Source organism: Rathayibacter sp. VKM Ac-2759, from assembly GCF_009834225.1.
Classification (GTDB): Bacteria; Actinomycetota; Actinomycetes; order Actinomycetales; family Microbacteriaceae; genus Rathayibacter.
This window is the reverse complement of record NZ_CP047176.1, coordinates 3,254,212-3,280,534: the sequence shown is the minus strand read 5'-3', so window position 1 is coordinate 3,280,534 and position 26,323 is coordinate 3,254,212. Positions and strand designations below refer to the sequence as shown.

Sequence of the window (26,323 nt, the reverse complement as noted above, 5' to 3'; positions counted from 1 at the left end):
GTAGTCTCGGAGGCGATGTCCTCACGCACCAGGGTCGAGCTCGGCCGCCGCGAAGACCTCGGCGCCGACTGCGCGAACTGCTTCGCCCTGTGCTGCGTCGCGCTCGCGTTCGCCCGCTCGGCCGACTTCCCCCTCGACAAGCCCGCCGGCGACCCGTGCACGAACCTCGCCGGCGACGACTCGTGCTCGATCCACCGGCGCCTGCGCCCCGAGGGCTTCGTCGGCTGCACGGTCTTCGACTGCTTCGGCGCGGGGCAGAAGGTCTCGATGCAGACGTTCGGCGGGGTCTCGTGGCGCGGCGACGACGCGGTGCGCGCCGAGATGTTCGCGGTCTTCCCGCTGATGCGGCGGCTGCACGAGCTGCTCTGGTACCTCGACGTCGCCCTGGCGCTGCCCGGCGCCGACGCGGGCCTCCGCCGGAGCGTCCGAGAGCGGTTCGACGCGGTGCACGCGCTCACGCTGCAGGACGCGGCGGCCGTTCTGACGCTCGACGTCGACGCGGAGTACGCGGCGTCGCGCCCGGCGCTGATCGCGGCGAGCGCGGCGGCGAGGGCGGGGCGGCGAGGGCGCGGGCCGACCCGGAAGCGGCTCTCGCCCGGTGCCGATCTCGTCGCGGCAGCCCTCGCCGGCGCCGACCTGCGCGGCGCCGACCTCCGGGGCGCGCTGCTGATCGCCGCGGATCTCCGCGGAGCGGATCTGCGCGCGTGCGACGTGCTCGGGGCCGATCTGCGCGACGCCGATGTTTCGGGAGCGGATCTGTCGGAGGCGATCTACCTCACGCAGTCGCAGGTCTCGAGCACCCGCGGTGACGCGGCGACGGTGCTGCCGCACGACTTCGCGCGCCCGTCTCACTGGGCCCGCTGAGCCGCGGAGGCCGGAGCCGCGGGCTCAGTCGACGCGGGTGTCCGCGTCCTCCGCGTCGATCCCCTCGATCAGCGCGCGGTCGAGCAGGTGCGGTCCGTTCCAGCGCTCCACGACGCAGCGGGGGAACGCCTCGCGGTCGGGCGCCCGGAGCCAGGTGGTCGCCGCCTCCCGGGCCCAGGCCTCGGAGGCGTACACGCCGATGATCTCGGTGCGGTCGTCCCAGGGGGTGGCGGTCGAGAGCACGAAGTGGTCTCCGCTCATCGCTGCTCCTCCGCACTCGTCCGCCGCCGCGCCGTCGGGAGTCCTCCGCGCGTCGACGTGGCCCTCATCGACGGGCCAGCCCAGACTAGCCGCCGAGCGGCGCGCCGATCAGGCGATCGTGTCACGGAGTCGCCCGTTCAGCGCGCCCAGTGCGGCGACGATCTCGTCGGCATCGGCGCCGGGCAGCACGGCTCCGCCCAGCGCCAGGCTGTGCTGGAGGACGGCGACATCGCCGTCCGGTACCCGCCCGGATGCGACGAGGGCTTCCAGGGCGGCCAGAACGGCGACCAGGGTGACGGCGTCGTCCACATCAAGGGGCCGGGTGCTGGATCGCTCCACGACGCACCTCCACTTCGGAATCGATGGTCGGGGAGGGTGGGATCCTGGGTCCGGGGATCTCGCGCTCCCGATCTTGACGCACGGACGACGCCTCGCGGCCGTCCAGCCGCGAGGCGTCGCGCAAAGGGACTACTACTGGGGTCAGGCGACGCGAGGCTCGGCCTCCGGAGCGTCGTCCTCGGGGATGTGCACGTCCTGGACGGTCACGTTGATCTCGGCGACCTCCATGCCGATGATCTGCTGGATCGCCCCGGCGACGGCCGAGCGGACACCCTCGGCGACCTCCTGGAGCGGGATCGGGTACTCGGCGACGATCGTGACGTCGGCCGCGACCTGGCGCTCGCCGACCTCGACCTTGACGCCCTGGGCGCGGTCGTCGCTGCCGATCGCGCTGCGGAGGGCGCCGATGGCGCGTGCGGCGCCTCCGCCGAGAGCGTGGACGCCGGGCACCTCGCGCGCGGCGATGCCGGCGACCTTCGCGATGACGCCGTCGTCGATGACGGTGCGTCCGGCTCCGGTTGCGGGGGTGGTGATGCTCTCGGCCATGATCTCCTCTTTCGCTCTCTGCCCGGTCACCGTGACCGGGCGCTTCTGCGGATAGGACGCTGGACGGCTCTCGAACGTCACGGTCCGATCCGGAGCGCCCAGGGAACTGCCAGACGAGGGCGGTCTCAGCGCGCCGTGACGCGGTCGAGGAAGGCGAGGGTGCGCGTGAGCGCGGTCCGGGCGTCGGGGAGGTCGAGGTCGAACTGGTACTCGTGCCCGAGCTGCGCCTCGTGGCCGGCGCCCCAGAACAGCTCGGTCACCGGGACGTCGAGCGAGCGCAGGTGCGCGGCGAACGGGCGCGACTGGCGGGCCGTGAGGGCGTCGGCGTTCCCTCCGCTGATGAACACCGGCGGGAAGCGCGGAGTGACGTGGTCGATCGTCGACATCTGGGCGCCGGCCGCCGACTCCGACCAGTTCCGCTGCCCGGTGTACGCCCAGAGCGCCGAGCGGAAACCCCAGCCGGCGACTCCGGTCACCTTCGCCATCGCGCCCAGGTCGAAGACTCCGCAGTGCAGGACGACGGCGCGCACGGCGTCCACCGGGAGCGAGGTCGTCTGGCCCGCGTCGCGGGCGTAGGAGGGGTTCGTGACCGCCGTGGCCAGCTGGCTCGCGAGCTGCGCACCGGCGGAGTCGCCCGCCAGGACGACGCGGTCGCGGGCGATCCCGAGGCGGCCGGCGTTCCTCCGCAGGTGCTCGAGCGCGGCGAGGAGCTGGCGGGGCGCGGTCGGGTAGACCTGCTCGGGCCCGCGGCTGTAGTCGAGGCCGACGGCCGTGTACCCCGCGTCGGCGAGGAGGCGCAGGTAGGGGTCGACGTCGCGCCGGTGCCCCGAGATCCAGGCACCGCCGTGGATCCAGACGACGGCCGGGCGCGCGCCGGCGCCGGGGGAGCGGAACACGTCGGCGGTCGTCGCGGGCACTCCCCGGCGGGCCGGGATCACCTCGGCGACGCGCGCGATCCCCTCCGGCGCGTGCCGGCGCATCCCGGCGGCCGTGCGCCGGGCCTCCCGCTCGAACACGGCCCTGATCGCGAGGGCCGACGGGCGGCGCGCTGCCGCGAGCACACCTGTCCTCGCCATCCGTGCCCCCTGTTCCCGCGGATCGGACGAGTCATCCGTCTCCGCCGTGATCACGCGGGCCCCCGCCCGCGGCCCGCCCCGCACGACGAAGGGTACGCACCCGGGGCCCCGCCCGTGCGACGCCGCCCGGTGATTCGCCGCCCGGCCCGCGCTGTGATGCGATGGACCCGTGACCGACGATGCGACGACCCTGACGCCTGCGCCGCGCGTGCGGCCGCGGACCCTGCTCCTGCTCGCCCTGATCGGCGCGATCGGCGGGGTGCTCTCGGGCCTCTTCGGCGTCGGCGGCGGGATCGTGATGGTGCCGATGCTGATCGCGTGGGCCGGGATGGACCAGCGCCGCGCCTCCGCCACCTCGCTGCTCGCCATCGCGCCGACCTCGGTCGCTGGCGCGTTCGCCTACGCGCTCTCGGGGCAGGTCGCGTGGGTGCCCGCCGCCGTGATCGCCGCGGCGGCCATGCTCGGCGCGGTCCTGGGCTCGTGGCTGCTGGCGCGCCTGCCCCTCGGGGTGCTGCGGTGGATGTTCGTCGGCCTCCTCGTCGCCGCGGCCGTGCGGATGTCCGTCTTCGGATCGAACGAGACGGGCGACGTCGCGGAGGGCTGGGGCGTCTGGCCCGGGTTCGCGGGCCTCGGGATCGGGATGGGCGTCGCCTCCGGACTCTTCGGCATCGGCGGCGGCGCCATCGCCGTGCCCGTGCTGGTCGGCGCGTTCGGCCTCGCCGACCTGCTCGCCAAGGGCACGTCGCTGGCCGCGATGATCCCGACGGCCGTCACCGGCTCGATCGCGAACGCCCGGCGCGGGCTGCTCGATGTGCGGGCCGGACTCGTCGTCGGCCTCGCCGCGACGGCGTTCTCGTTCGCCGGAGTCGCGCTCTCGTTCCTCCTGCCCGCGCAGCTCTCCGGCGTCCTCTTCGCGGCCCTGCTGCTGCTCGCGGCGCTGCAGCTCGCGCTCCGGAGTCGTCGGAGGTCTTGACACCGGCGCTTTGTTAGTGTGTGATCAGTCACATGTCAGCCACCGGACTCCGCTCCACCGCCGAGGCGCAGCGCGAGCGGATCACCCTCTCGGCCCTCCGCGTCTTCGCGGCGACCGGGTACTCCTCCACTCCGGTCACCGAGGTGGCGGCCGACGCGGGCGTCTCGCCCGCCTACGTCTTCCGGCTCTTCCCGGGCAAGCTCGGCCTCTTCGTCGCCGCGGTCGACCGGTGCTACGCGCTGGTCTCGTCGACGCTCGCGGCGGCGGGGGAGGCGTCGCCCTCCTCCGATCCGGCCGACCGCCTCGAGGCGATGTCGGAGGCGTACATCGCCCTCGTCGCCGACCGCGATCTCATCCGGCTCCAGGTGCACGCGCAGAGCGCCTGCGAGGTGCCCGAGATCCGCGAGGCGGTCCGCCGCGGCCTCTCGGAGCTGGTGCGCTCCGTCTCGGTCGTGTCGGGCGCCGACGGCCCCGCCGTGCAGCGGTTCCTCGCCTACGGGCAGCTCTGCCACCTCATCGTGCAGGCCGAGCTTGACGGGGTCGACTCCGAGTGGGCGCGCATCGCGACCGCCGGGATCCGGCACCCGGACTGAGCCCCGCCCTCCTCTTCCTTCTCTTTTCCATGTCCGCATTTGTGACTGTTCAATCACTAACAAAGGAGTCTACCGTGTCCGATCTCCCCGCCACCACCCTCCGCGTCGTCCTCCCCGGGCTCGTCGAGCCCTCGGGCCTCGTGCTCGAGCACGCCCCGGTCGAGCAGCCCGGATCAGGGGAACTGCTCGTCGCCGTCGAGGCGACCGGCATCGCCTTCGCCGAGCAGTCGATGCGCCGAGGCCGCTACTTCGGCCAGCCGGCCTTCCCGTTCACCCCGGGGTACGACCTCGTCGGCCGCGTCCTCGCGGTCGGCCCGGGAGGCGACGACGCCCTGATCGGCCGTCGCGTCGCCTCGATCACCAAGACCGGCGGCTGGGCCGAGTACGTGCGCGTGCAGGCTCGCGACTCCGTCGTCGTCCCCGACGGCATCACCTCGGAGGACGCCGAGGCGGTCGCCGTCAACGGAGTGACCGCCTGGCAGATGCTGCACCGGTCGGCCCGCGTCCGGCGGGGCGGCACGATCCTGCTGTTCGGGGCGAACAGCGGGGTCGGCGGGATCCTGATCCAGCTCGCACGCCACGCGGGCATCCGCGTGATCGGCGCCGCCTCGCCGCGGCACCACGAGGCGCTCCGGGCGGCGGGCGTCGAGCCCGTCGACTACGCCGACCCGGATCTCGCCGCGACCGTCCGTGCGCTCGCGCCCGGCGGGGTCGACGCCGCGTTCGACAACGTGGGCGGAGAGACGACGCGCGTCGCCTGGTCGCTCCTGGCTCCCGGAGGCGCGCTCGTCGCCTACGCGATCGTCTCCGCCCCCGCGACCGGCAACGTCTGGGTGCCCTTCCTGAAGGCGCTGGGCCGCGTCGCCCTCTGGAGCCTCGCGCCCAACGGCCGCACCGCGACGTTCTACAACCTCTGGGCGGGGCACTCCCTGCGGCCTGCCCGCTTCCGCGCGCGGCTCCAGGAGGATCTGGGCCGGCTCTTCGGGCTCCTCGCCGACGGGACCGTCACGGCCAACATCGCCGCGCGGTTCCCGCTCACCGAGGTCGTCGCGGCCCTCGAGCTGGCCGAGTCGCGGACGCTCAACGGCAAGGTGATCCTGCTGCCCTGACGTCGCGCCGGTGCGTGTGCGCGGCCGGCCTGCGGGCATGACACGATCGAGGGTGATGTCCTCCGGAGCCGCATGAGCGCGTTCACCTATCAGGCCGCGTCGATCCCGCTCCGCCTCGCGAGCTCGGGGATGGTCGTCGCCCTGCCCGTCCTCGCCGTCGAGCGGCTCGACGACGTGGCGCTCGGCGCCCTGCTGACCGGCGCGGCGCTGTTCCCGAGCGTCGTCGCCGCACCGCTGGTCGGCACGGTGCTCGACCGCATCCGGAAGCCCCGCCGCCTGCTGGTCGGCGCGGCCCTGGTCACGGCCGCCGCGTTCGCCGTGGCGGCGTTCCTCGGCGACGTGCCGACTCCGCTGATCGCCCTGCTCCTGCTCCTGGCGGGGCTCTCGACTCCGGTCTACATGGGCGGCATGTCGAGCTTCGTCACCAGTGCGATCGCCGACCCGCGGCGGGCGTACGCGCAGGACTCGCTCTCGTACACGGTCGCCTCGATCAGCGGCCCGGCGATCGCGGGGCTGGCGATCGGAGTGGGCTCCGCGCAGGTCGCGATGCTCGCCATGGCCGCTCTCGCCCTCGTCGGCGTCCTCGGCTCCCTCGCGCTGGTGATGGAGCCGCGGCCGATGCCGACCGTCGGCGTCGGCCGGACCATCGCGGCCGGCGTCACGCACCTGGTCCGTCACCGCCCGATCGCGGTGGTCACCCTGGCGGGGACGCTGAGCCAGGTCGGAGGCGGCGCCGCGGGAGTCGCCGCGATCGGGCTCTCGCTCGAGCGGCTCGGCAGCACGGCCGGCGCCGCGTGGATCCTCACCGCCTTCGCCGTCGGCGGTCTGGTCGGCGCGATCGCGGTGGCCGCCCGTCGCTGGACCCGCCGGCCCCCGGCCTGGGTGATGGGCGCGGGCTTCGTCGCGACGGGCGCCACCCTGCTGATCGCCGCACCCGATCTCGGGATCGTCGTCGCTGTCGTCGCGTTCGCCGTGGCGGGGATCTTCACCGCCCCGGCCAACGCGGCCATGCTGCTCCTGCGCGATCAGGAGAGCCCGGCGGCGGTGCGCTCGCAGGTGTTCACGATCGGCGCGGGCCTGCGCGCCGCGGCCGCCGCCGTGGGAGCGGTGCTCGCGGGCGCGGCCTCCGGACTCCCGGCCGGCTGGCTGGTCGTCGGCATCGCGACGATCTGGATCGTCTCGGGCCTGCTGCTGCGCCTCTTCCCGCGCCCGGGAATCGCGTCTCAGCCGAAGGTGCCGCACGAGTAAGGCTGGATCCGCTCGCTCTGCCAGGAATCGGCGATTCGAGCGATCCAGCCTTACTTCTGCAGACGATCAGGCCGCGACGCCCGCGAGGCTGCCCGAGTTCGGGCCCGCCGGGTCGGTGATCAGGCAGTTGATCGTGCGGTCGCCGCCGTCCCAGCTCTGCTGGGTCGGGTAGTAGTAGCTGAAGTCGTACTGCGACTCCTCGTAGCTGAGGCCGACGAAGCCCTCGAAGGCGGCCGTGCAGTCGGTCTCGGCCTGGGTGGTGGTCGCCGTCTCGCCCGGGTACTCGTCCGCCTCGGCCATCGTCACGTTCTGGAACACCTCGTAGCTGTGCGGCTCGGTGCACGGCACGGTCGGCACGTCGGTGACCTCGGTGGCCGTCTCGGTCAACTCGTCGTTGAGGCAGTCGCCGACGCGCAGCTGGAAGACGTCGGTCGTGCCGCCCTCGACGATCTCGCCCGACGTGTCGTCGCGGGTCTCGCCGCCCATCATGCTGTTGATCCCCGAGCATCCGGTCAGGCCGAGGGCGAGAGCGGAGGCGGCGAGGACGAGGGCGGTACGACGGCGGTTCATGGGCTGCTCCAGACGAGGCTGCGGGGACGGATCGACCCCCAGGCTAGGGCGGGACGGGGGCGCGGGGGTCCCTCCGAGGGCGGATTCCCGACACTCGGCAGTGGCGGACGCTCAGCGGACAGTAGTCGAATAGGGCCATGGCTCAGAAGACGGTCGCAGACCAGCTCATCGCCCAGCTCATCGACGCCGGCGTCTCCCGGATCTACGGGATCGTCGGGGACTCGCTGAATCCGATCGTGGACTCGGTCCGCCGCAGCGGCGGGTCGGCGAAGGGAGGGATCGACTGGATCCACGTGCGCAACGAGGAGGCGGCCGCGTTCGCCGCCGGCGCCGAGGCCCAGCTCACCGGGAAGCTCGCGGTGTGCGCGGGCAGCTGCGGCCCCGGCAACCTGCACCTGATCAACGGGCTCTACGACGCGCACCGCTCCGGCGCCCCGGTGCTGGCGATCGCGAGCCACATCCCGAGCAACGAGATCGGCTCCTCCTACTTCCAGGAGACGCACCCCGACCGCCTCTTCGTCGAGTGCTCGAACTACCGCGAGCTGGTGTCGACCGCGGCGCAGGCTCCGCGGGTGGTCAACGCCGCGCTGCGCAGCGCGGTGGCGCTGAAGGGCGTGGCCGTGGTGACCCTCCCGGGCGACATCGCCGAGCTGGAGGCGGTGGGCGAGTTCCCCGCGTTCGTGCTGCCCGCGACTCCGACGCTCGTGCCGGCCGACGCCGATGTGCGGGCGCTGGCCGCGGCGATCGACGAGGCGAGGACCGTCGCTATCTTCGCCGGCGCCGGTGTGCGCGATGCGCACGACGAGGTCGTCGCGTTCGCCGAGCTGGTCGGCGCGCCGGTCGGGCACTCGCTGCGCGGCAAGGAGTGGATCCAGTACGACAACCCGTACGACGTCGGCATGACGGGCCTGCTCGGCTACGGTGCGGCGCACGCCGGCATCCACGACGCGGATCTGCTGATCCTGCTCGGCACCGACTTCCCCTACGAGCAGTTCCTGCCCGATGACGGGAAGGTCGTCGTCGCGCAGGTCGACACCGACGCCTCGAAGCTCGGCCGGCGCGTGAGCGTCGCGCACCCGGTGCACGGAGACGTCGCCGCGACCCTCACCGCCCTCACGCCGCTGGTGAAGCCGAAGGACCACCGCTTCCTCGACAAGACGCTGAAGAAGCACGAGAAGCTCGTCACCGGAGTGGTCGGCAAGTACACGGAGGTCGAGAAGCGCCGCCCGATCCACCCCGAGCTGGTCGCCTCCACCCTCGACGGCCTGCTCTCGGACGACGCGATCGTCACGGCCGACACGGGCATGGGCAATGTCTGGCAGGCCCGCTACATCACGCCCAACGGCCGGCGGCGACTGATCGGCTCGTACCTGCACGGGTCGATGGCCAACGCGCTGCCCCAGGCGGTCGGCGCCCAGCTCTCGCACCCCGGCCGGCAGGTCGTCTCGCTGAGCGGCGACGGCGGCCTCTCGATGCTGATGGGCGAGCTGGTGACCGTGGCTGCGTACCGGCTGCCGGTGACGATCGTCCTGTTCAACAACTCGACGCTCGGGCTCGTCAAGGTCGAGATGCTGGTCGACGGCTTCCCCGACTTCGCGGTCGACGTGCCGATGGTCGACTACGCGAAGGTGGCGGAGGCGGTGGGCATCCGCGGGATCCGGGTCGAGGACCCAAGGGAGGTCGAGGGTGCGCTGCGGGAGGCGCTCGCCGAGGACGGGCCGGTCCTCGTCGACGTGGTGACGGATCCGCTCGCCCTGTCGCTGCCGCCGACGATCACCGGTGCCCAGGTGAAGGGCTTCGCGCTGGCGATGTCGAAGATCGTGATGAACGGAGGCGCGGGCGAGGCCGTCGCGCTCGCCCGCACCAACATCAAGCACGCCCTGCGGTGATCGACCGGGACGCTCTCGCGACGGGCACGTGGTTCGTGCGCGGCTCCAGCCTGCCGCTCTGGCGCTCGCGGGCCGGAGTGGCGATCACCTACGCCCCGCTGCCGAGCGGCGAGGTCGGTGATGTCGTGAGCTGGCGCGGGCGCCGCGGGACGCGCTACGTGGTCGGGATCGACACGCCCGATCCCGCGGATCCGCTCGGCTTCCGCTGGCGCGGGGTCGAGCCGCTGACCCTGCTCGCGCGCAGCCGGTGGTCGTTCGTCGCGGCCGATCCCGACGCGGGCTGGGCACTGACGCGCTTCGCCCGCTCGCCGTTCACGCCGGCCGGAGTGGACGTGTACGTGCGCTCGGCGCGCCCGGCGCCCGGGGTGCTCGCGGCGGCGCTGGCGGCGTGCGCGGCGGATCCGCTGACGGCCCCGCTGCGCCCGAGGATGTTCGAGGTGGCGGCCTGAGCGCCGCGCACCATCAGCTGAGAGAGGTCGGCCTCGCTCAGTGGAGGAGGCCGCCCCCTCTCAGCTGATGGTGCGCGCAATGATGACCGTCTCCGGGCCTCCCGCCGCCGCTGGATCCTCGAGCGCACCGCGGAATCGCGTGCCAGGCGATTCCGCGCAGCGAACGCAGGACGCTCTGCGGTACCCGACCACCTCGACGAGCCGACCGCGGGCGGGGGCGGTCTTCTCGACCTGTCGCTCGCCGCCGGATCCTCGAGCGCACCGCGGAATCGCGTGCCAGGCGATTCCGCGCAGCGAACGCAGGACGCTCTGCGGTACCCGACCACCTCGACGAGCCGACCGCGGGAGGGGCGGTCTTCTCGACCTGTCGCTCGCCGCCGGATCCTCGAGCGCACCGCGGAATCGCGTGCCAGGCGATTCCGCGCAGCGAACGCAGGACGCTCTGCGATTCCCGACCACCTCGACGAGCCGACCGCGGGAGGGGCGGTCTTCTCGACCTGTCGCTCACCGCAGGATCCTCGAGCGCACCGCGGAATCGCGTGCCAGGCGATTCCGCGCAGCGAACGCAGGACGCTCTGCGGTACCCGACCACCTCGACGAGCCGACCGCGGGAGGGGCGGCGGGGACGCCCCTCCCAGAGAACTCAGAGCGACTCGCCGACAGCGATCGCCTGGGCCTCGACGGCGGCCGGCTCCTCGCCGTGGGCGTCCGCCCGGGTGAGCGTCTTCCGGCCCAGCAGCACGATCAGCGACGCCACCAGCACGGCGCCGGCGGCGGCGTACATCGGGAACGCGGGCGAGATCGCGGCGGCCAGCGCGGAGGCGGCGGGCGGGGCGATCGCGCCGCCCAGGAAGCGCACACCCGAGTAGGCGGAGGAGGCGACGGAGCGGGGCAGGTCGGTCGCCTCCATCACGCACTCGGTGAGCACGGTGTTCACGATGCCGAGCAGGAGTCCGCCGACGATGATGCAGACGATGAGCCCGACCCGCGACGAGATCGCCAGGCCGCCGGCGACGAGGTCGAGGGCGAGCAGCACGAGCACCGACCGCAGGACCACGGTGCGGGGCAGGCGCCGCGTGAGCAGCGGGGCGACGAAGACCGAGGTGATCGCGACTCCGAGACCCCAGCCGAAGAAGGTGAAGCCGAGGCCCATCTCGTCGAGCCCCAGCGGGTAGGGCGTGTAGGCGAGCAACACGAAGAAGCCGATGTTGTAGAAGAGCGCCGCGCCGGCGAGGGTGCGGATCGCGGGGACCTTCAGTGCGGCGAACGGCGCCGACAGGGGAGTGGGTGCGGGTCGCGGTCCGTCCTCGCGGAGCAGGGTCGCGATCGCGATGAAGCCGACGGCCATCAGCACGGCGGTGCCGAAGAACGGTCCGCGCCACGAGACGCTGCCGAGCAGGCCCCCCAGCAGCGGGCCGATCGCGATGCCGATGCCGAGCGCCGCCTCGTAGAGGACGATCGCGGCCGACGAGCCTCCGCTGGCCGCGCCGACGATGGTCGAGAGCGCGGTCGAGATGAAGAGGGCGTTGCCGAAGCCCCAGCCGGCGCGGAAGCCGATGACGCCCTCGACGCTCCCGGCCGTTCCCGCGAGCGCGGCGAACACCACGATCAGCACGAGCCCGATCATCAGGGTCTTCTTGGCGCCGATGCGGCTCGAGAGCCAGCTGGTGAAGAACATCACGACGCCGGTGATCACCAGGTAGCTGGTGAACAGCAGCGAGGTCTCGGTCGGCGTCGCCTCCAGGCTCTCCGCGATCGCGGGGAGGATCGGGTCGACCAGGCCGATGCCCATGAAGGCGATGACCGCGGCGAAGGCGACGGCCCAGACGGCGAGCGGCTGCTTCAGGATCGAGCCGCCGGCGGCGGAGGGGGAGGGGGTCACGGCGTGGGGCCTTTCTCGGGGGAGGGGGAGCGGGTGCGGGCGACGCGGCTCTCGATGATCGACGCGGCGCGCTCGAGGGCGCGGTGCTCGTCGTCGTCGAGGCCGTCGAAGAGCGGCGCGAGGGCGCTCTCGAGGCGGAGGCGGTGCTCGCCGAGTGCGGCGAACCCCTCCGCGGTGCCCTCGATCAGCCAGGCGCGGCCGTCGTTCTCGTCGTGCACGCGGCGGATCCAGCCGGTCTCGTCGAGGCGGGCGATGAGGCCCGTCATCGTCGGCTGGGTCACGCGGACGCGCTCGGCGAGCTCGCCGAGGCGGACGGGCGGCGAGGTGCGCAGTTCGGCGAGCGTCGACCAGACCGCGCCGGACTGGGCGCCGAGACCCGTGGCACCGCTGGACCGGCCGGCGAACCGCGCGAGGGCGGTGGCGGCGGAGGCGAGGCGCACGGGGGCGCTGGAATCGGGCACGTCCATAAACATAGCACGCCTATGTAGTTCTCGGAGGGCTCCCCGTGTACCGCCCATCTCCGCTGTCCGTGTGGCAAAATGGCTCGTAATCCCTCGCGCAGCGCGGCGATCACCGACGGAAAGAGTTGTCATGCACCGAAGCGAGATGCACCGGATCGAGCGCGAGTACGACGTCGTCGTGATCGGAGCCGGCGCCACCGGCCTCACCGCCGCCCTCCGCCTGCACGAGGAGGGCCGCAGCGTCCTCGTCCTGGAGGCCCGCGACCGCGTCGGCGGCCGCCTCGAGACCCGCGTGGTCGACGGTCAGATGCTCGAGCTCGGCGGCCAGTGGGTCTCGCCCGACCAGACCGCGCTGCTCGAGACGCTCGACGAGCTGGGCCTCGCGACCTACTCCCGCTACCGCGACGGCGAGAGCGTCTACATCGGCGCCGACGGCCGTGCCCTCCGCTTCACCGGCGACATCTTCCCCGGCACCGAGACCACCGAGGCCGAGATCGAGCGCCTGATCGGGCTGCTCGACCGCCTCGTGTCCGAGACCGACCCGGCCGCCCCGTGGGCGCATCCGCTCGCCCACGACTACGACCGCATCAGCTTCAGCGCCTGGCTCGAGCAGCAGACAGAGGACGCGGAGGCGCGCGCCAACATCGCGCTGTTCGTCGCCGACGCGATGCTCACCAAGCCCGCCCACTCGTTCTCGCTGCTCCAGGCGCTGCTGATGGCGGCCAGCGCGGGCGGCTTCAGCCACCTCGTCGACGCCGACTTCATCCTCGACAAGCGCGTGCTCGGCGGCCTGCAGCAGGTGCCCGAGCGCCTCGCCGAGCGCCTCGGTGCCGAGCGGGTCGTGCTCGACGCGCCGGTCCGCTCGGTGCACTGGGATGCCGACGGAGTCGAGGTGCGGACGGACGACGCGACGGTGCGCGCCCGCCACGCCGTCGTCGCCGTGCCGCCCAACCTCGTCGGCCGCATCGCGTTCGATCCGCCGCTGCCGCGCCTGCGCCAGCAGTCGCTGCAGCACCAGTCGCTCGGTCTCGTGATCAAGGTGCACGCCACCTACGCGACCCCGTTCTGGCGCGCCGACGGCCTCTCGGGCACCGCGTTCAGCCCGCACGCCCTCGTGCACGAGGCCTACGACAACTCGAACGCGGGCGAGGAGCGCGGCACGCTCGTCGGCTTCGTCTCGGACGAGAAGGCCGATCGGCTGCTCCGCCTGCCCGAGGCCGAGCGGAAGGCCGCGATCCTCGACTCGCTCGCCGCCTACTACGGGCCGGCCGCGCTGGATCCGGTCGTCTACTACGAGAGCGACTGGGCCGCCGAGGAGTGGACGCAGGGCGCCTACGCTGCGAGCTTCGACCTGGGCGGGCTGACCCGCTACGGCGCGCTGCAGCTCGAGCCAGAGGGTCCCCTCCGGTTCGGCTCGAGCGACCTCGCTGCCGAGGGCTACCAGCACGTCGACGGCGCGATCCGCGTCGGCCGGCGGCTGGCGCAGGAGATCATCGACGAGGACGGCGCGACCGCTCCGGCCCACCACCGCGAAGGAGCACTGCCCGCATGAGCACCCACTACGCCGTGATCGACCCCGCCTCCGGCGAGACCCTGAGCGAGTACCCGGGCATCGGCGATGCCGAGCTCACCGAGGCGATCGGAGCCGCGCACGACGCGTACTCGACGTGGTCGCGGACCGTGCCCGTCGCGACCCGCGCCGCCCTGATCGCGCGCGTGGCCGACCTGCACGTCGAGCGGGCCGACGCCCTCGCCGAGATCATCGTGCGCGAGATGGGCAAGCCGCTCGAGCAGGCGCAGGGCGAGGTCGGCTTCGCGGCCGACATCTACCGCTACTACGCCGACAACGGCGAGGCGTTCCTCGCCGACGAGCCGATCGAGCTGTCCGACGGCACCGGCTCCGCGTTCGTCCGCCGCGCAGGGCTCGGCGTGCTGCTGGGCATCATGCCGTGGAACTTCCCCTACTACCAGGTGGCCCGCTTCGCCGGTCCGAACATCGTCGCGGGCAACACGATCCTGCTGAAGCACGCGCCGCAGTGCCCGGAGTCGGCCGCCGCGATCGCCGACATCTTCCGCACCGCGGCCGAGGAGCTGGGCGCCCCCGCGGGCGTCTACGTGAACCTCTACGCCTCGAACGACCAGGCCGCGACGGTCATCGCCGACCCGCGCGTGCAGGGCGTGTCGGTCACCGGCTCCGAGCGCGCCGGCGCGGCCGTCGCCGAGATCGCCGGGCGCCACCTCAAGAAGGTCGTGCTCGAGCTGGGCGGCTCCGACCCGTTCATCCTGCTGTCGACCGACGACCTCGACAAGGCCGTCGAGGACGCGGTCTCGGCGCGCCTGGACAACAACGGCCAGTCCTGCAACGCGGCCAAGCGCTTCATCGTCGTCGACGACCTGTACGAGGAGTTCGCCGCCAAGTTCACGGAGGCGTTCACCGCGGCCCAGCCGGCCGATCCGTTCGCCGACGGGACCCTCCTCGGCCCGCTCTCCTCCTCCGCCGCCACCTCGCGCCTCGAGCAGCAGCTCGCGACCGCCCGTGAGCAGGGCGCGACCGTGCGCGCGAGCGGCGAGGTGACGGGCAACTTCTTCCCGCCCGCCGTCCTCGAGGACGTCACTCCCGAGATGAACGCCTACCGCGAGGAGTTCTTCGGACCCGTCGCCGCGCTCTACCGCGTGCGCGACGAGGACGAGGCGATCGCGGTCGCGAACGACACCCCGTTCGGTCTCGGCTCCTACCTCTACACGACCGACTCCGAGCAGGCGCTGCGTCTGGCCGACCGGATCGACGCGGGCATGGTCTGGATCAACCTCGTCCTCGGCGACGCGGTCGAGCTGCCGTTCGGCGGCGTGAAGCGCTCGGGCACGGGTCGCGAGATGGGCCGCAGCGCGCTCGAGGAGTTCGTCAACAAGAAGCTGATCCGCATCGCGTAGGCGGCGGCGAGTGCGCGCGGCAACCCCGCGCGGACTCCCCGGCGGCTGACTAGGGTCGGACTGCGGCGCCCGCCGCCGCCTCACCACCCCGGAAGGCCCCCTCCGCATGCGCGTGTTCGGCTGCCCCCACTGCGAGGCCCGCGTCGAGTTCGAGGACGCGGTGTGCCTCCGCTGCCGCACCGCGCTCGCCTACGACCTCGACCACGACGAGCTGGCCGAGGCCGAGGGCCGGCAGCTCTGCCGCTACCGCGACACGATCGGCTGCACCTGGCTCGCGGAGGAGGGGACGGGCGGCGCCTGCGCGTCCTGCGCCCTGACGGGTGTGCGTCCCGCGGTCTACGACGCCGCCACCCTGAGCCAGCTCACCGTCGCCGAGTTCGCGAAGCGGCGCCTCGTGCGCCAGCTGCGCCACCTCGACCTGCCCGTCCGGCGCCGCTCGGGAGGCTCCGGGCTCTCGTTCGAGCTCCTCTCCTCCGGTCAGGGGCCGAAGGTGACGACGGGGCACGCCGACGGAGTGGTCACCGTCGACCTCTCCGAGGGCAACGACGCACACCGCGAGGCCCTCAAGGCGCGCCTCGGCGAGCCGTACCGCACGATGCTCGGCCACTTCCGCCACGAGATCGGCCACTACTACTGGCAGCTGCTCGTCGAGGGCACCGATCTCGTCCCCGCCTTCCGCGCGCTCTTCGGCGACGAGCGCGCCGACTACGCGGCGGCGCTCGACACGCACTACTCCGGAGCGTCGGGGAGCGAGGACTGGGCCGACGACCACATCTCGCAGTACGCGACCACCCACCCGTGGGAGGACTTCGCCGAGACCTTCGCCCACTACCTGCACATCGCGGACGCGCTCGAGACGACCGCCTCGGTCGGCATGACCGTCGCGGGGCCGTGGGGCCGCCTGCCGGAGTCGCTGGTCGGCAGCGTGCACGCGGTCGGCGCCGACCGCGTCTCGTCGCTCGAGATGCCCGAGATCCTCGGCCGCTGGCACGGCTTCTCGCTCGCGCTCAACAGCGTGAACCGCTCGATGGGCAAGGACGACCTCTACCCGTTCGTGATCACTCCGGTGATCGCCGAGAAGCTGGGCTGGGTGCACGAGCTGGTGCGCCGCTCGGCCTGACGGCTCCCGGCGCACCTCCGGCTCGCAGGATCGCGCTCGGCTCGCAGGATCGGCCGATCGCAGCGAGCCGAAGCGGATCCGACGAGCCGGAGGCCCCACCGCTCCGACGCGCTGGGAGCGCTGGCTACGCTGAGCACATGGTGACCATCCGGGATGTCGCGGCCGATGCGGGGGTCGCCCGCAGCACCGTCTCGTACGTCCTGTCGGGCAACAAGAAGCTGCCGGAGGCCACGCGGATGCGCGTGCTCGAGAGCGTCGCGCGCCTCGGCTACCGGCCGGATCCGATGGCGCGGGCACTCGCGCTCCGGCGCACGAACATCCTCGGCTTCTTCGCCTCGGTCGACCCGGACTCCGCGCAGACCGACGTCGACGTCTTCATGCAGTTCGTGCGCGCCGCGATGTACGCGGCGCGCGCACGCGGCTTCGACCTCCTGATGATGGGAACGGGCGAGGGCGAGCTGGCGCGCGATGTCCTCGCCGATGCGCTCGTCGTGATGGACATCCGGAGGGACGACCCGCGCCTCCCGGTGCTCGCCGGGATCGGACTTCCGACGGCGCTGGTGGGCTATCCGGGCGAGGGGAGCCCGTTCAGCGCCATCGACCTCGACTTCGACGGCGCCGCTCGCGTCGCGGTCGATCACCTGGCCGATCTCGGGCACGTCGAGATCGCCGTCCTGGGGATGGGGCCCGACGCCTACGAGAGCGGATACGCGTTCGCGCTGCGGTTCCGCGAGGGCTTCCTCGACCAGTGCCGCCTCCGCGGGGTCCGTGGTGCGGTGATCCCGAGCGCCGGCACCGTCGACCTCTGGCTCGAGCAGGCTCAGGAGGCGCTCCCCGGTCTGAGTGCGGTCGTCACGCACGGGCCGGGCGTCCTCGAGCCGTTCGTCGAGCGGCTCACCGAGCTCGGGCTGTCCGTTCCGGGAGACTGCTCGATCATGACCGTCGCTCCGGAGGCGGTCATGCGGCACGCCGACCGTCCCGTGACCGTCATCGACCTGCCCGGTGACGAGATGGTCTCGCGAGCCGTCAACCTCGTGCTCGACGAGCTGACCGGCGCGGCCGCGCCGGGCGTCGTCGAGCTCCTTCCCGCGGTCATCGCGGATCTCGGCACCACCGCTCCCTTCGACCCCGGACGCGGCGCGAGCCTCATCGCCTCCTGGCATCGGGCCCGCCGCTGAGGCGCGCCTCGCCGCGGAGGGCTCGTCCGGCCCCAGTGGAGAACCGGTTCTCTATTCGCTATTGAACCGGTTCTCCGTTCTGGTTATGCTCGCCGTACTCTCGGGTGAACCGGTTCGACGCGGATCACTCGAGGCTTCTTCGGCGCGAGCGAACGGCTCGGACCGACCGTATTCAGAGAGGAATACCGTGAAGAACAGCACCCGACGGGCGGCAGGCGCCGCCTCCCTCGTCCTCCTCGCCGGAGTCGCCCTCAGCGCGTGCAGCGCGGGCGGAGGCTCCGAGGGCTCCGACACCACCCTGACCATCTGGGACGGCTTCACCCAGTACGACGCCTCGTCGCCCTACGGCACGCTCCTCTCGAGCTGCGAGGCGTCGACCGGCGTCACTCTCGAGCGGACCTCGGATCCGGATCTGACGACCAAGCTGCTGCAGGCGGCCTCGTCGAAGACCACGCCGAACCTCGTCATCCTCGACAACCCGAACGTGGCGAAGTTCGCCGACACGGGGCTGCTCGTCGACAACGGCACCTCGGGGCTCGACACCTCCGACGTCCTGCCGAACGTGCTCGCGGCCGGCCGGCTCGACGGGAAGACCTACGGCTCGTCGATCGGGTCGAACACCCTCGCGCTCTTCTACAACAAGGATCTGTTCGACGCTGCCGGGATCACGCCGCCGACCACCTGGGACGAGCTGACCGCCGCGGCGGCGTCGCTCACCTCGGGCGACGTCAAGGGAATCGGCTTCTCGGCGAACGCCTCCGAGGAGGGCACCTTCCAGTTCCTGCCCTTCTTCTGGGGCTCCGGCGCCACGCTCGAGGACATCTCCTCGGACGACGCCGTCTCGGCGCTCGCGCTCTGGACCGACCTCGTCAAGGCCGGCTCCGCCTCCCAGGCCAACGTCAACTCGAACCAGCAGGACGTCCGCGACCAGTTCCTCGCCGGCAAGCTCGGCATGATGGTCAACGGCACCTGGCAGCTCTCGGCCCTCGACGAGGCCGGCATGAACTACGGAGTCGTCCCCCTCCCGGCGAAGGACGGCGGCGCGGCGCCCAGCCCGCTCGGCGGCGAGTTCATCGAGGTCGTCACGGCCGACGACGCGAAGCAGAAGCTCGCGACCGAGTTCGCGCAGTGCGTGATCGAGCCCGACAGCCTCAAGGCCTGGGCGGCCGGCCAGTCGTACATCATGCCGTACGCCGACGCCGCCGCCGACCAGGCGACGGAGGACCCGGCGCTGGAGCCGTGGGTCGAGGCCATCACGGTGGCGCAGGGTCGCACGAGCGACCTCGGCGTCGCCTACCCCGACACCTCGAAGGCCCTCTACACGGCCATCCAGGAGGCGCTGACCGGCTCGAAGACGCCGCAGGCCGCTCTCGACGACGCCGCGGCGAGCCTGAAGTAGCGGCCGGATGACCGACTCCGCCGTTCTCACGGCGCCGGTCGCGGGCGGGACGGCGACGCCGCCTCCCGCCCGCCGCCGGCCCCGCTCCCACCTGAGGCTCGCCGCGATCGGCTTCATGGCCCCCGTGGTGATCTTCCTCCTGGTCTTCTTCGTCTACCCGATCATCCGGGGCGTCATCCTCAGCTTCCAGGACTTCGGCCCCAGGGCCTTCGTCACCGGGGACGCGCCCTTCGTCGGACTCGGCAACTACATCACGGTCGTCACCGATCCGATCTTCGGCAGCATCGCCTGGCACACGGTCGTCTTCACGGTCGTCTCGCTCGCCGGCCAGTTCACGATCGGGATGGCCCTCGCCCTCTTCTTCAGCCGCCGGTTCCCGCTGTCGGCGACCTTCCGCTCGCTGATCCTCCTGCCCTGGCTCCTGCCGCTGATCGTCTCGGCGACGGCGTGGCGCTGGATCTTCGATCAGCAGTTCGGCATCCTCAACGCCGCCCTCGGCGCTCAGATCGGCTGGCTGACGGATCCGTCCGTCTCGCTCTGGTCGGTCATCATCGCCAACATCTGGCTCGGCATCCCCTTCAACATGGTGCTGCTCCACGGCGGCCTGCAGGGGATCCCCGAGAACCTCTACGAGGCGGCGGCCCTCGACGGGGCGAGCCGGTGGCGCACCTTCTGGAGCATCACCTGGCCGCTGCTGCGACCGGTCACCTCGGTGACCCTCCTGCTCGGTCTCGTCTACACGATCAAGGTCTTCGACGTGATCTGGATCCTCACGAAGGGCGGCCCCGCCAACAGCTCGCACACACTCGCGACCTGGGCCTACGAGCAGTCCTTCACCGACCTGCAGTTCGGAGTCGGAGCCGCCGCCGGCCAGATCCTCGTGATCGTCGCCCTCGTCTTCGGCTTCATCTACATCCGCGCCCAGCGCAAGGAGGCCCTCGGATGAATCCGACCACCACACCGCTGCGACGCGGGATCGACGTCGCCATCGCGATCGTCCTCTGCGGCTTCCTGCTCTTCCCGCTCTACTGGATGGTCAACGTCTCGCTGACCAAGCCGCAGAACCTCATCCAGACCCCGCCGAGCCTCTTCCCCTCGGATCCCACGCTCGACGGCTACATCCAGGCGTTCTCGACCCAGCTGCCGAACCTCGTCACCAGCCTGGTGATCTCGATCGGCTGCGTCATCCTGACGCTCGCCATCGCGCTGCCCGCCGCGTTCGCCATGGCGAAGTTCCGGGTGCGCGGCACGGGCCTCGTGATGTTCGTGTTCCTGCTCGCCCAGATGATCCCCGGGATCGTCCTGGTGACCGCGCTCTTCGCGATCTACAACGCGCTCGGGCTCCTCAACACCTATCCGGGCCTGATCCTCGCCGACGCGACCGCCTCGGTCCCGTTCGCGGTGATCATCCTGCGCGCCTTCATGCTCGGGATCCCGGACGAGCTCATCGAGGCGGCCCGGATCGACGGAGCGAGCAACTGGCGCTCGTTCGTCTCGATCGTGATCCCGCTGAGCCGCAACTCCATCGTGACCGCGGGGCTGTTCTCGTTCCTGTTCGCCTGGGCCGACTTCCTGAACGCGAACTCGCTCACGTCCGGCAACAGCATCGTGCCGTTCACGCTCGGCCTCTACCGCTACATCGGATCGACCACCACCAACTGGAACGGGATCATGGCCACCGCTGTCATCGCCTCGATCCCCGCAGCCGTCCTGCTCATCGTGGCCCAGCGCTACGTGGCCGCGGGCGTCACGGCCGGCGCGGTCAAGGACTGATCCCGTGACGAACTCGAAGGAACACATGACTCAGCACGCGTTCGACGTCGACGGCACCCGCCTCGTCTGGAGGGGTGACGGCGAGACGATCGTCGTCGAACCGTGGGGCGCCGACAGCGTCCGGGTCCGGGCGATCGTGATGGGCGAGGTGCTCGACACCGACTGGGCGCTCGTGACCCCCGAGCACCTCGACCCCGAGGTGACGATCGAGGGGTCGCGGGCGACGCTGCGCAACGGAGGGATCACGGTCGTCCTCGAGCAGAAGGAGGGCTACGGCTACCAGACCGGCTACCACGAGATGTCCTGCGCTCTCTCGTTCTTCGACGCCCGGGGTGAGCTGCTCTTCTCCGAGCTCGGCAGCGGAGGGGCGCTCAAGCTGCGCGCCCGGGAGCAGCGGGCGCACCTCGGCGGCGACTTCCGCCTCACCGCGCTGTTCGAGACGGCCGCCGACGAGAAGCTCTACGGCATGGGGCAGTACCAGCAGGACATCCTCGATCTGAAGGGCTGCACGCTCGAGCTCGCGCACCGCAACTCGCAGTCGAGCGTCCCGTTCGTGCTCTCCAGCCGCGGCTACGGGTTCCTCTGGCACAACCCGGCGATCGGCCGGGCGACGTTCGCCGCGAACCGCACCGAGTGGTTCGCGGAGTCGTCCCAGCAGCTCGACTACTGGGTGACCGCGGGCGACACCCCCGCCGACATCACGCGCGCCTACGCCGACGCGACCGGGCACGTCCCGATGATGCCCGAGCACGGCCTCGGTTTCTGGCAGTGCAAGCTGCGCTACTGGAACCAGGAGCAGCTCCTCGAGGTCGCCCGGGAGCACAAGCGGCGCGGGCTGCCGATGGACGTGATCGTCGCCGACTTCTTCCACTGGCCGCACATGGGCGACTTCCGCTTCGAGGAGGAGTTCTGGCCCGACCCCTCCGCGATGGTCGCCGAGCTGCGCGAGCTGGGCATCGAGCTGATGGTCTCGGTCTGGCCCCAGGTCTCGGTCGACTCCGAGAACTACGTCGCGATGAAGCGGGGCAATCTGCTCGTCAAGGCCGAGCGCGGGCTCGATCTGCACATGCAGTTCGAGGGCCCGAGCGCGTTCTACGACGCGACGAACCCCGCGGCCCGGCGGTTCGTCTGGGACGCGTGCCGCCGCAACTACGGCGCGCACGGGATCCGCCTGTTCTGGCTCGACGAGGCCGAGCCCGAGTACGGGGTCTACGACTTCGACAACTACCGCTACGCGGCGGGCCCGACGGTGCAGGTCGGCAACCTGTACCCGCAGGCGTTCTCGCGCGGGTTCTACGAGGGGCAGCGAGAGGGCGGCGAGACCGAGATCGTCAACCTCGTCCGCACCGCCTGGGCGGGGAGTCAGCGCTACGGCGCCCTGGTCTGGTCGGGCGACATCCACTCGACCTTCGCCGATCTGCGGCACCAGATCACGGCGGGCATCCACATGGGCGTCGCCGGCATCCCGTGGTTCACGACCGACATCGGCGGCTTCGCAGGAGGCGACCCGGGCGATCCGGAGTTCCGCGAGCTGCTGGTGCGCTGGTTCCAGTTCGGGGCCTTCAGCCCCGTCATGCGGCTGCACGGCGACCGGGCGCCCTCGCAGCCCGTGCAGGCCGCCAACGGGACGCGGCGTGCCGCGACCGGCGCCGCGAACGAGATCTGGAGCTTCGGCGACGAGGTCACCCCGGTGCTGACGTCGCTGCTCGAGCTGCGCGAACTGCTGCGGCCCTACACGCGGGAGGTGATGCGGGAGGCGCACGAGTCGGGCCAGCCGGTCATGCGCGGGGTCTTCCACGGCTTCCCCGACGACCCGGTGGCGTGGACGCTCGCGGACCAGTACCTCTTCGGTCCCGACCTGCTCGTCGCCCCCGTCACGCAGGCCGGAGCGCGCTCGCGCGAGGTCTACCTGCCGGCCGGGGCGCGCTGGACGGAGCTGTCGACCGGCGCCGAGCACGACGGAGGCCGGTGGATCACCGCCGCCGCGCCGCTCCCGGTCGTCCCGGTCTTCGCGCGCGACGGCCGCCAGGAGCACCTCGTCGGCGCACTCTGACGGTGCTCGATCCGTCACGAACGGCCCGTGCGAGTGCGCAGCACGGGCCTTTCGTGACGGATCGATCCTCCTCTGCCGGGGACCAGCCCCTGGCCGGCGCCGCGGGCGGGGCGCACACTGGCGGCATGAGCAGCGACGACGACGTGCGCCGGCTGGCGCTCGCGCTCCCGGGCACCGAGGAGCGGACCGCCTACAGGACCCCCGCCTTCTATGCAGGACCTGCCATGTTCGCGCGGCTGCACCAGCAGCCGGGCGTGCTCCTCGTCTGGCGCGCCGACCTCGGCGACCGCGAGGCGCTCCTCCAGAGCGACCCCGATGCGTTCTTCACCACGAGCCACTACGACGGGCACCCGAGCGTGCTGGTGCGCCTCGATCGCGTCGCGCCCGACCGTCTCGCCGAGCTGCTCCGCGAGGCGTGGGACGTCCGCGCCCCGAAGCGCCTCCGCGACGGGGACTGACCTCCTGCTGACAGGTACGTGGTTCCGCGCGGTGCCCGGGGCGAGGGGCAGAGCGCGATCGATCCGTCACGAACGGCCCGTGCGAGTGCGCAGCACGGGCCTTCCGTGACGGATCGATCCGCTCGAGCCGGAGTTCCCCCGGCCCTACTTCTTCGTCAGCGACGACTCCTTGTGGGCGGCCTTCGCGTCGGTCTTGTCGCTCTGCACGATCCAGTACGGCTCGTCGTCCGAGGCGTTGAACTTCTGGCCCTCGAACTGGAACTCCTTCGTCTTCTTCTCGACCAGCTCGCCGTGGGTCTCGCCCTGCGAGGTGTTCCAGCTGATCTTGTCGCCCTTCTTCACGAGGCGCTTCCTCTCTCTCGGGTGGCTGCCGGTGCGGCGGTTCCGCGCGGCAGCACGATGGTGGTGGTGACGTCGACGATCGCCGGGGTCGCGGGAGCCGACGAGAAGCCGAAGCGCACGGGAGGCGACAGCGGCCCGAGCGGCCCGAGGCCGCCTCCGTCGAGCGCCGCGTCGACCGCGAGCACGCGGCGGATCGCGCGCACGCCGTAGTACTCGCGCCGGCCGTTGCCGGCCGAGCCCGCGGTGCGGACGCCGCGCACGAGCAGGGACGCGACGGGCGAGATCGCGGTGAGCCAGGCCGGGTGCTCGGCGAGCGCGCGCGGCACGACGCGCAGCAGGCGGCCGAGCGGAGTCAGCCCGCCGAGGCGCAGGGTCACGGCGAGCGGGCCCGCGGTGAGCGAGAGCCCGCCGTCGATCCGCCGCCACGCGACCGGGGCGATCCGCACCTCGTCGAACGAGTACGTCGCTGCGATGAGATCTGCGGCCTCAGGAGACGGCGCGATCAGGAGGCGGTGCCCGCCCGGGTCCTCGATCATCGCGTCGGCGAAGGGGCCGAGCGGCGTCCGCTCCCACATCCCCAGCACCACGCGGGTGCCGGAGGCCGTGCCGAACCCCGCGATGCGCCCGCTGAAGCGGAGGCGCCGCGGGGCCCGGCCGGGCATCAGGAGGCCGAGCGGAGCAGCGTGAACGAGCCGTCGCGCACGATCAGCGTGGTGACCTCGCCCTCGACGACCTGGCCGGGGTCGCTCGAGGAGGCGAGCACCCACTCCGCGCCCGGTGCCTTCGGGACCGTGAACTCGACTCCGTTCTCGGCCGCGTTCATCAGCAGGGCGAAGGAGTCGCTGCCCTCGTGCTCGAACACGAACGTGATCGAGCGGGCGTCGGGGTTGTCCCAGTCCTCGTCGGCGAAGCCCTCGGCGTCGGAGCGGAGGATGTCGACGGTGTCGGGGCCGCCGTCGCCCGGCGCGCGCCGGAACCACTTCGGGCGCAGCGCCGGCTCGGCCCGGCGCAGGGCGATCAGCTCGCGGGTGAAGGCGAGCAGCTCCTGGTCCGCGTTCTCCCAGTCGAACCACGAGATCTCGTCGTCCTGGCAGTAGGCGTTGTTGTTGCCGCCCTGCGTGCGGGCGATCTCGTCGCCGCCGAGGATCATCGGCACGCCGGCCGAGAGCAGCAGGGTCGCGAGGAAGTTGCGGCGCATGCGCGCGCGCCGCTCGTTCACGGCCTCGTTGTCGGTCGGCCCCTCCGCCCCGTTGTTCGAGGAGCGGTTGTCGCTCTCGCCGTCGTTGTTGTCCTCGCCGTTGGCCGCGTTGTGCTTGCGCGAGTAGGCGGTGAGGTCGGCGAGGGTGAAGCCGTCGTGCGCGGTGACGAAGTTGACGCTCGAGACGGGGGAGCGCTTGTCGGCCTCGTACACGTCGGGCGAGCCGAGGATCCGCTGCGCGGTGGTGCCGAGCACCGAGTCGGCGCCGTGCCAGAAGTCGCGCACGTCGTCGCGGAACTTGCCGTTCCACTCCGACCAGTCGGCAGGGAAGCCGCCGACCTGGTAGCCGGCGGTGTCCCACGGCTCGGCGATCATCTTGACGGGCGCGAGCACCGGGTCCTGCGCGATGAGGTCGAGGAACGCGCTGTGCACCTCGGCCTCGCCCGTCTGGCGGGTGAGGGTGGTGGCGAGGTCGAAGCGGAAGCCGTCGATGTGCATCTCGGTGACCCAGTAGCGCAGCGAGTCCATGATCAGACCAAGCGCCGCCGGGTGCGCGACGTTGAGGCTGTTGCCGGTGCCGGTGGTGTCGAAGTAGTTGGCGCGGTCGTCCTCGACGAGGCGGTAGTAGGAGCCGTTGTCGATGCCCTTGAACGAGAGGGTCGGTCCCTTGTCGTTGCCCTCGGCGGTGTGGTTGTAGACCACGTCGAGGATGACCTCGAGGCCCGCCTCGTGGAACGCCTTGACCATGGCCTTGAACTCGTCGACCTGCGAGCCGTCGTCGCCGGCGTGCGAGTACTCGTTGTGCGGGGCGAAGAAGCCGAGGGAGTTGTAGCCCCAGTAGTTGCGCAGCCCCTTCTCCTCGAGGTGCGAGTCCTGCACGAACTGGTGCACGGGCAGCAGCTCGACCGAGGTCACGCCCAGGTCGGTGAAGTGCTTGATCGCGGCGGGGTGGCCGAGTGCGCGGTAGGTGCCGCGGATGTCCTCGGGGATGTCGGGGTGCAGCTTGGTGAAGCCCTTCACGTGCACCTCGTAGACCACGGTCTCCTCGAGCGGGATCCGCGGTGCGACGTCGCCGCTCCAGTCGAAGGAGGCGGGGTCGGTGACGACGCAGCGGGGCACCGCGTCGGCGTCGTCGGCGTCGTTGCGCGTGTCGGCGTCCTCGTAGAACTGGCCGAAGACGTCCTCGGACCAGGTGTACGAGCCCTCGATCGCGGTCGCGTGCGGGTCGAGGAGCAGCTTGGCGGCGTTGTGGCGGAGGCCGTTGGCGGGGTCCCAGGGGCCGTCGACGCGCAGGCCGTAGCGGGTGCCGATCGTCATGCCCGGGACGATGCCGTGGAACACGTGGCCGGTGCGGTCGGTCAGGGTGACGCGGGTCTCGGCTCCGGACTCGTCGAAGAGGCAGACCTCGACGCTGTCCGCGGTCTCGGAGTAGAGGGCGACGTTGGCGCCGTCGTCGCCGCGGAGGGAGACGCCGAGCGGATAGGGGAAGGAACGGGGAGAAGCGGGCATGCGACCATCCTGTCCGGACGCCTCCGGGCGCTTCTCGTCCTTGCCCGGCGCACTCGCAGCCGGTAACCTCCTTGCCCCCGAACTGGCGCTCCGGCCCTCCGC

26 protein-coding genes are annotated in these 26,323 nt (G+C 72.0%); 16 read left to right on the top strand and 10 right to left on the bottom strand.

What is annotated here, in order from left to right:
* Positions 1-15: 15 nt before the first annotated feature.
* Positions 16-864 (top strand): pentapeptide repeat-containing protein, encoded by an 849-nt coding sequence (locus GSU68_RS15365; protein ID WP_159909542.1) that lies wholly within the window; start codon positions 16-18, stop codon positions 862-864.
* Between the two features lie 24 nt (positions 865-888).
* Here GSU68_RS15365 and GSU68_RS15360 read toward each other — a convergent pair whose 3' ends face one another.
* The 4 genes from GSU68_RS15360 to GSU68_RS15345 form a co-directional block, all read right to left on the bottom strand.
* Positions 889-1,125, bottom strand: coding sequence for a hypothetical protein (locus tag GSU68_RS15360; protein ID WP_159909541.1), 237 nt, complete (start codon positions 1,123-1,125; stop codon positions 889-891).
* Between the two features lie 108 nt (positions 1,126-1,233).
* On the bottom strand, positions 1,234-1,464 hold the full coding sequence (locus tag GSU68_RS15355; RefSeq protein WP_159909540.1) for a hypothetical protein: 231 nt from the start codon (positions 1,462-1,464) through the stop codon (positions 1,234-1,236).
* A gap of 141 nt (positions 1,465-1,605) precedes the next feature.
* Positions 1,606-2,010: an Asp23/Gls24 family envelope stress response protein gene (locus GSU68_RS15350; RefSeq protein WP_159909539.1), complete on the bottom strand. Its 405-nt coding sequence runs from the start codon at positions 2,008-2,010 to the stop codon at positions 1,606-1,608.
* 125 nt (positions 2,011-2,135) lie between these two features.
* Positions 2,136-3,086, bottom strand: a complete 951-nt coding sequence (locus GSU68_RS15345) for an alpha/beta hydrolase (protein WP_159909538.1) — start codon at positions 3,084-3,086, stop codon at positions 2,136-2,138.
* A 169-nt stretch (positions 3,087-3,255) separates the two neighbouring features.
* Here GSU68_RS15345 and GSU68_RS15340 point away from each other — a divergent pair, with 169 nt between their 5' ends.
* From GSU68_RS15340 to GSU68_RS15325, 4 genes are all read left to right on the top strand, one after another.
* Positions 3,256-4,059, top strand: a complete 804-nt coding sequence (locus GSU68_RS15340; RefSeq protein WP_159909537.1) for a sulfite exporter TauE/SafE family protein — start codon at positions 3,256-3,258, stop codon at positions 4,057-4,059.
* 32 nt (positions 4,060-4,091) lie between these two features.
* Complete coding sequence (locus tag GSU68_RS15335; RefSeq protein WP_159909536.1) at positions 4,092-4,652, top strand: TetR/AcrR family transcriptional regulator; 561 nt, start codon at positions 4,092-4,094, stop codon at positions 4,650-4,652.
* Between the two features lie 74 nt (positions 4,653-4,726).
* Positions 4,727-5,761: a medium chain dehydrogenase/reductase family protein gene (locus GSU68_RS15330; protein WP_208544586.1), complete on the top strand. Its 1,035-nt coding sequence runs from the start codon at positions 4,727-4,729 to the stop codon at positions 5,759-5,761.
* Between the two features lie 72 nt (positions 5,762-5,833).
* Positions 5,834-7,009, top strand: a complete 1,176-nt coding sequence (locus GSU68_RS15325; RefSeq protein WP_159909534.1) for an MFS transporter — start codon at positions 5,834-5,836, stop codon at positions 7,007-7,009.
* Positions 7,010-7,075: 66 nt separating this feature from the next.
* On the opposite strand, the gene GSU68_RS15320 is transcribed toward GSU68_RS15325, so the two are convergent.
* The gene (locus GSU68_RS15320) at positions 7,076-7,579 is read right to left on the bottom strand and encodes a septum formation family protein (RefSeq protein ID WP_159909533.1); all 504 of its coding nucleotides are present in this window, start codon (positions 7,577-7,579) and stop codon (positions 7,076-7,078) included.
* Positions 7,580-7,716: 137 nt separating this feature from the next.
* On the opposite strand from GSU68_RS15320, the gene GSU68_RS15315 reads away from it, so the two are divergent.
* Entirely contained in the window at positions 7,717-9,468 is a 1,752-nt protein-coding gene (locus GSU68_RS15315) for a pyruvate dehydrogenase (protein WP_159909532.1), read from the top strand.
* Entirely contained in the window at positions 9,465-9,917 is a 453-nt protein-coding gene (locus GSU68_RS15310; RefSeq protein ID WP_159909531.1) for a hypothetical protein, read from the top strand. Before GSU68_RS15315 ends, GSU68_RS15310 begins: the two co-directional genes overlap by 4 nt.
* Before the next feature lie 643 nt (positions 9,918-10,560).
* Here GSU68_RS15310 and GSU68_RS15305 read toward each other — a convergent pair.
* A complete protein-coding gene (locus tag GSU68_RS15305) occupies positions 10,561-11,799 on the bottom strand; it encodes an MFS transporter (RefSeq protein WP_244259301.1) in 1,239 nt (412 codons plus the stop codon).
* A complete protein-coding gene (locus GSU68_RS15300; protein WP_159909530.1) occupies positions 11,796-12,260 on the bottom strand; it encodes a MarR family transcriptional regulator in 465 nt (154 codons plus the stop codon). Before GSU68_RS15300 ends, GSU68_RS15305 begins: the two co-directional genes overlap by 4 nt.
* Before the next feature lie 145 nt (positions 12,261-12,405).
* Between GSU68_RS15300 and GSU68_RS15295 the strand changes: the two genes are divergently transcribed.
* The 9 genes from GSU68_RS15295 to GSU68_RS15255 all read left to right on the top strand — a co-directional run bounded on the left by GSU68_RS15295 (position 12,406) and on the right by GSU68_RS15255 (position 23,172).
* A complete protein-coding gene (locus GSU68_RS15295) occupies positions 12,406-13,812 on the top strand; it encodes an NAD(P)/FAD-dependent oxidoreductase (protein WP_159910331.1) in 1,407 nt (468 codons plus the stop codon).
* Complete coding sequence (locus tag GSU68_RS15290) at positions 13,809-15,191, top strand: NAD-dependent succinate-semialdehyde dehydrogenase (protein ID WP_159909529.1); 1,383 nt, start codon at positions 13,809-13,811, stop codon at positions 15,189-15,191. The genes GSU68_RS15295 and GSU68_RS15290 overlap by 4 nt, the downstream gene beginning before the upstream one ends.
* A 106-nt stretch (positions 15,192-15,297) precedes the next feature.
* On the top strand, positions 15,298-16,311 hold the full coding sequence (locus GSU68_RS15285; RefSeq protein WP_159909528.1) for a putative zinc-binding metallopeptidase: 1,014 nt from the start codon (positions 15,298-15,300) through the stop codon (positions 16,309-16,311).
* A 137-nt stretch (positions 16,312-16,448) separates the two neighbouring features.
* Complete coding sequence (locus GSU68_RS15280; RefSeq protein WP_159909527.1) at positions 16,449-17,489, top strand: LacI family DNA-binding transcriptional regulator; 1,041 nt, start codon at positions 16,449-16,451, stop codon at positions 17,487-17,489.
* A 187-nt stretch (positions 17,490-17,676) separates the two neighbouring features.
* On the top strand, positions 17,677-18,888 hold the full coding sequence (locus GSU68_RS15275) for an extracellular solute-binding protein (RefSeq protein ID WP_159909526.1): 1,212 nt from the start codon (positions 17,677-17,679) through the stop codon (positions 18,886-18,888).
* Between the two features lie 7 nt (positions 18,889-18,895).
* Positions 18,896-19,834 carry a sugar ABC transporter permease gene (locus GSU68_RS15270; protein WP_159909525.1) on the top strand — a complete coding sequence of 313 codons (939 nt, stop codon included), beginning with the start codon at positions 18,896-18,898 and terminating at the stop codon, positions 19,832-19,834.
* Positions 19,831-20,661 carry a carbohydrate ABC transporter permease gene (locus GSU68_RS15265; protein ID WP_159909524.1) on the top strand — a complete coding sequence of 277 codons (831 nt, stop codon included), beginning with the start codon at positions 19,831-19,833 and terminating at the stop codon, positions 20,659-20,661. The genes GSU68_RS15270 and GSU68_RS15265 overlap by 4 nt, the downstream gene beginning before the upstream one ends.
* A gap of 25 nt (positions 20,662-20,686) precedes the next feature.
* A complete protein-coding gene (locus GSU68_RS15260; protein WP_159909523.1) occupies positions 20,687-22,714 on the top strand; it encodes a TIM-barrel domain-containing protein in 2,028 nt (675 codons plus the stop codon).
* 125 nt (positions 22,715-22,839) lie between these two features.
* Positions 22,840-23,172 carry an MmcQ/YjbR family DNA-binding protein gene (locus GSU68_RS15255; RefSeq protein ID WP_159909522.1) on the top strand — a complete coding sequence of 111 codons (333 nt, stop codon included), beginning with the start codon at positions 22,840-22,842 and terminating at the stop codon, positions 23,170-23,172.
* A 144-nt stretch (positions 23,173-23,316) separates the two neighbouring features.
* Here the strand turns inward: GSU68_RS15255 and GSU68_RS15250 are convergent, their stop codons facing one another.
* The 3 genes from GSU68_RS15250 to glgX are packed head-to-tail and all read right to left on the bottom strand — an operon-like array spanning position 23,317 to position 26,221.
* Complete coding sequence (locus tag GSU68_RS15250) at positions 23,317-23,514, bottom strand: DUF2945 domain-containing protein (protein WP_056866275.1); 198 nt, start codon at positions 23,512-23,514, stop codon at positions 23,317-23,319.
* On the bottom strand, positions 23,511-24,176 hold the full coding sequence (locus GSU68_RS15245; RefSeq protein WP_159909521.1) for a hypothetical protein: 666 nt from the start codon (positions 24,174-24,176) through the stop codon (positions 23,511-23,513). Before GSU68_RS15245 ends, GSU68_RS15250 begins: the two co-directional genes overlap by 4 nt.
* On the bottom strand, positions 24,176-26,221 hold the full coding sequence (gene glgX, locus GSU68_RS15240; protein ID WP_159909520.1) for a glycogen debranching protein GlgX: 2,046 nt from the start codon (positions 26,219-26,221) through the stop codon (positions 24,176-24,178). The genes GSU68_RS15245 and glgX overlap by 1 nt, the downstream gene beginning before the upstream one ends.
* Between the last annotated feature and the right edge of the window lie 102 nt (positions 26,222-26,323).

Excerpts from the sequence above, each read along its gene's own strand:
- GSU68_RS15270 (WP_159909525.1), top strand. The coding sequence starts at position 18,896 with ATGACCGACTCCGCCGTTCTCACGGCGCCGGTCGCGGGCGGGACGGCG.
- GSU68_RS15245 (WP_159909521.1), bottom strand. The coding sequence starts at position 24,176 with ATGCCCGGCCGGGCCCCGCGGCGCCTCCGCTTCAGCGGGCGCATCGCG.
- GSU68_RS15285 (WP_159909528.1), top strand. The coding sequence starts at position 15,298 with ATGCGCGTGTTCGGCTGCCCCCACTGCGAGGCCCGCGTCGAGTTCGAG.
- GSU68_RS15290 (WP_159909529.1), top strand. The coding sequence starts at position 13,809 with ATGAGCACCCACTACGCCGTGATCGACCCCGCCTCCGGCGAGACCCTG.
- GSU68_RS15260 (WP_159909523.1), top strand. The coding sequence starts at position 20,687 with ATGACTCAGCACGCGTTCGACGTCGACGGCACCCGCCTCGTCTGGAGG.
- GSU68_RS15280 (WP_159909527.1), top strand. The coding sequence starts at position 16,449 with ATGGTGACCATCCGGGATGTCGCGGCCGATGCGGGGGTCGCCCGCAGC.
- GSU68_RS15295 (WP_159910331.1), top strand. The coding sequence starts at position 12,406 with ATGCACCGGATCGAGCGCGAGTACGACGTCGTCGTGATCGGAGCCGGC.
- GSU68_RS15320 (WP_159909533.1), bottom strand. The coding sequence starts at position 7,579 with ATGAACCGCCGTCGTACCGCCCTCGTCCTCGCCGCCTCCGCTCTCGCC.
- GSU68_RS15265 (WP_159909524.1), top strand. The coding sequence starts at position 19,831 with ATGAATCCGACCACCACACCGCTGCGACGCGGGATCGACGTCGCCATC.
- glgX (WP_159909520.1), bottom strand. The coding sequence starts at position 26,221 with ATGCCCGCTTCTCCCCGTTCCTTCCCCTATCCGCTCGGCGTCTCCCTC.
- GSU68_RS15350 (WP_159909539.1), bottom strand. The coding sequence starts at position 2,010 with ATGGCCGAGAGCATCACCACCCCCGCAACCGGAGCCGGACGCACCGTC.
- GSU68_RS15255 (WP_159909522.1), top strand. The coding sequence starts at position 22,840 with ATGAGCAGCGACGACGACGTGCGCCGGCTGGCGCTCGCGCTCCCGGGC.
- GSU68_RS15335 (WP_159909536.1), top strand. The coding sequence starts at position 4,092 with ATGTCAGCCACCGGACTCCGCTCCACCGCCGAGGCGCAGCGCGAGCGG.
- GSU68_RS15315 (WP_159909532.1), top strand. The coding sequence starts at position 7,717 with ATGGCTCAGAAGACGGTCGCAGACCAGCTCATCGCCCAGCTCATCGAC.
- GSU68_RS15345 (WP_159909538.1), bottom strand. The coding sequence starts at position 3,086 with ATGGCGAGGACAGGTGTGCTCGCGGCAGCGCGCCGCCCGTCGGCCCTC.
- GSU68_RS15360 (WP_159909541.1), bottom strand. The coding sequence starts at position 1,125 with ATGAGCGGAGACCACTTCGTGCTCTCGACCGCCACCCCCTGGGACGAC.
- GSU68_RS15325 (WP_159909534.1), top strand. The coding sequence starts at position 5,834 with ATGAGCGCGTTCACCTATCAGGCCGCGTCGATCCCGCTCCGCCTCGCG.
- GSU68_RS15365 (WP_159909542.1), top strand. The coding sequence starts at position 16 with ATGTCCTCACGCACCAGGGTCGAGCTCGGCCGCCGCGAAGACCTCGGC.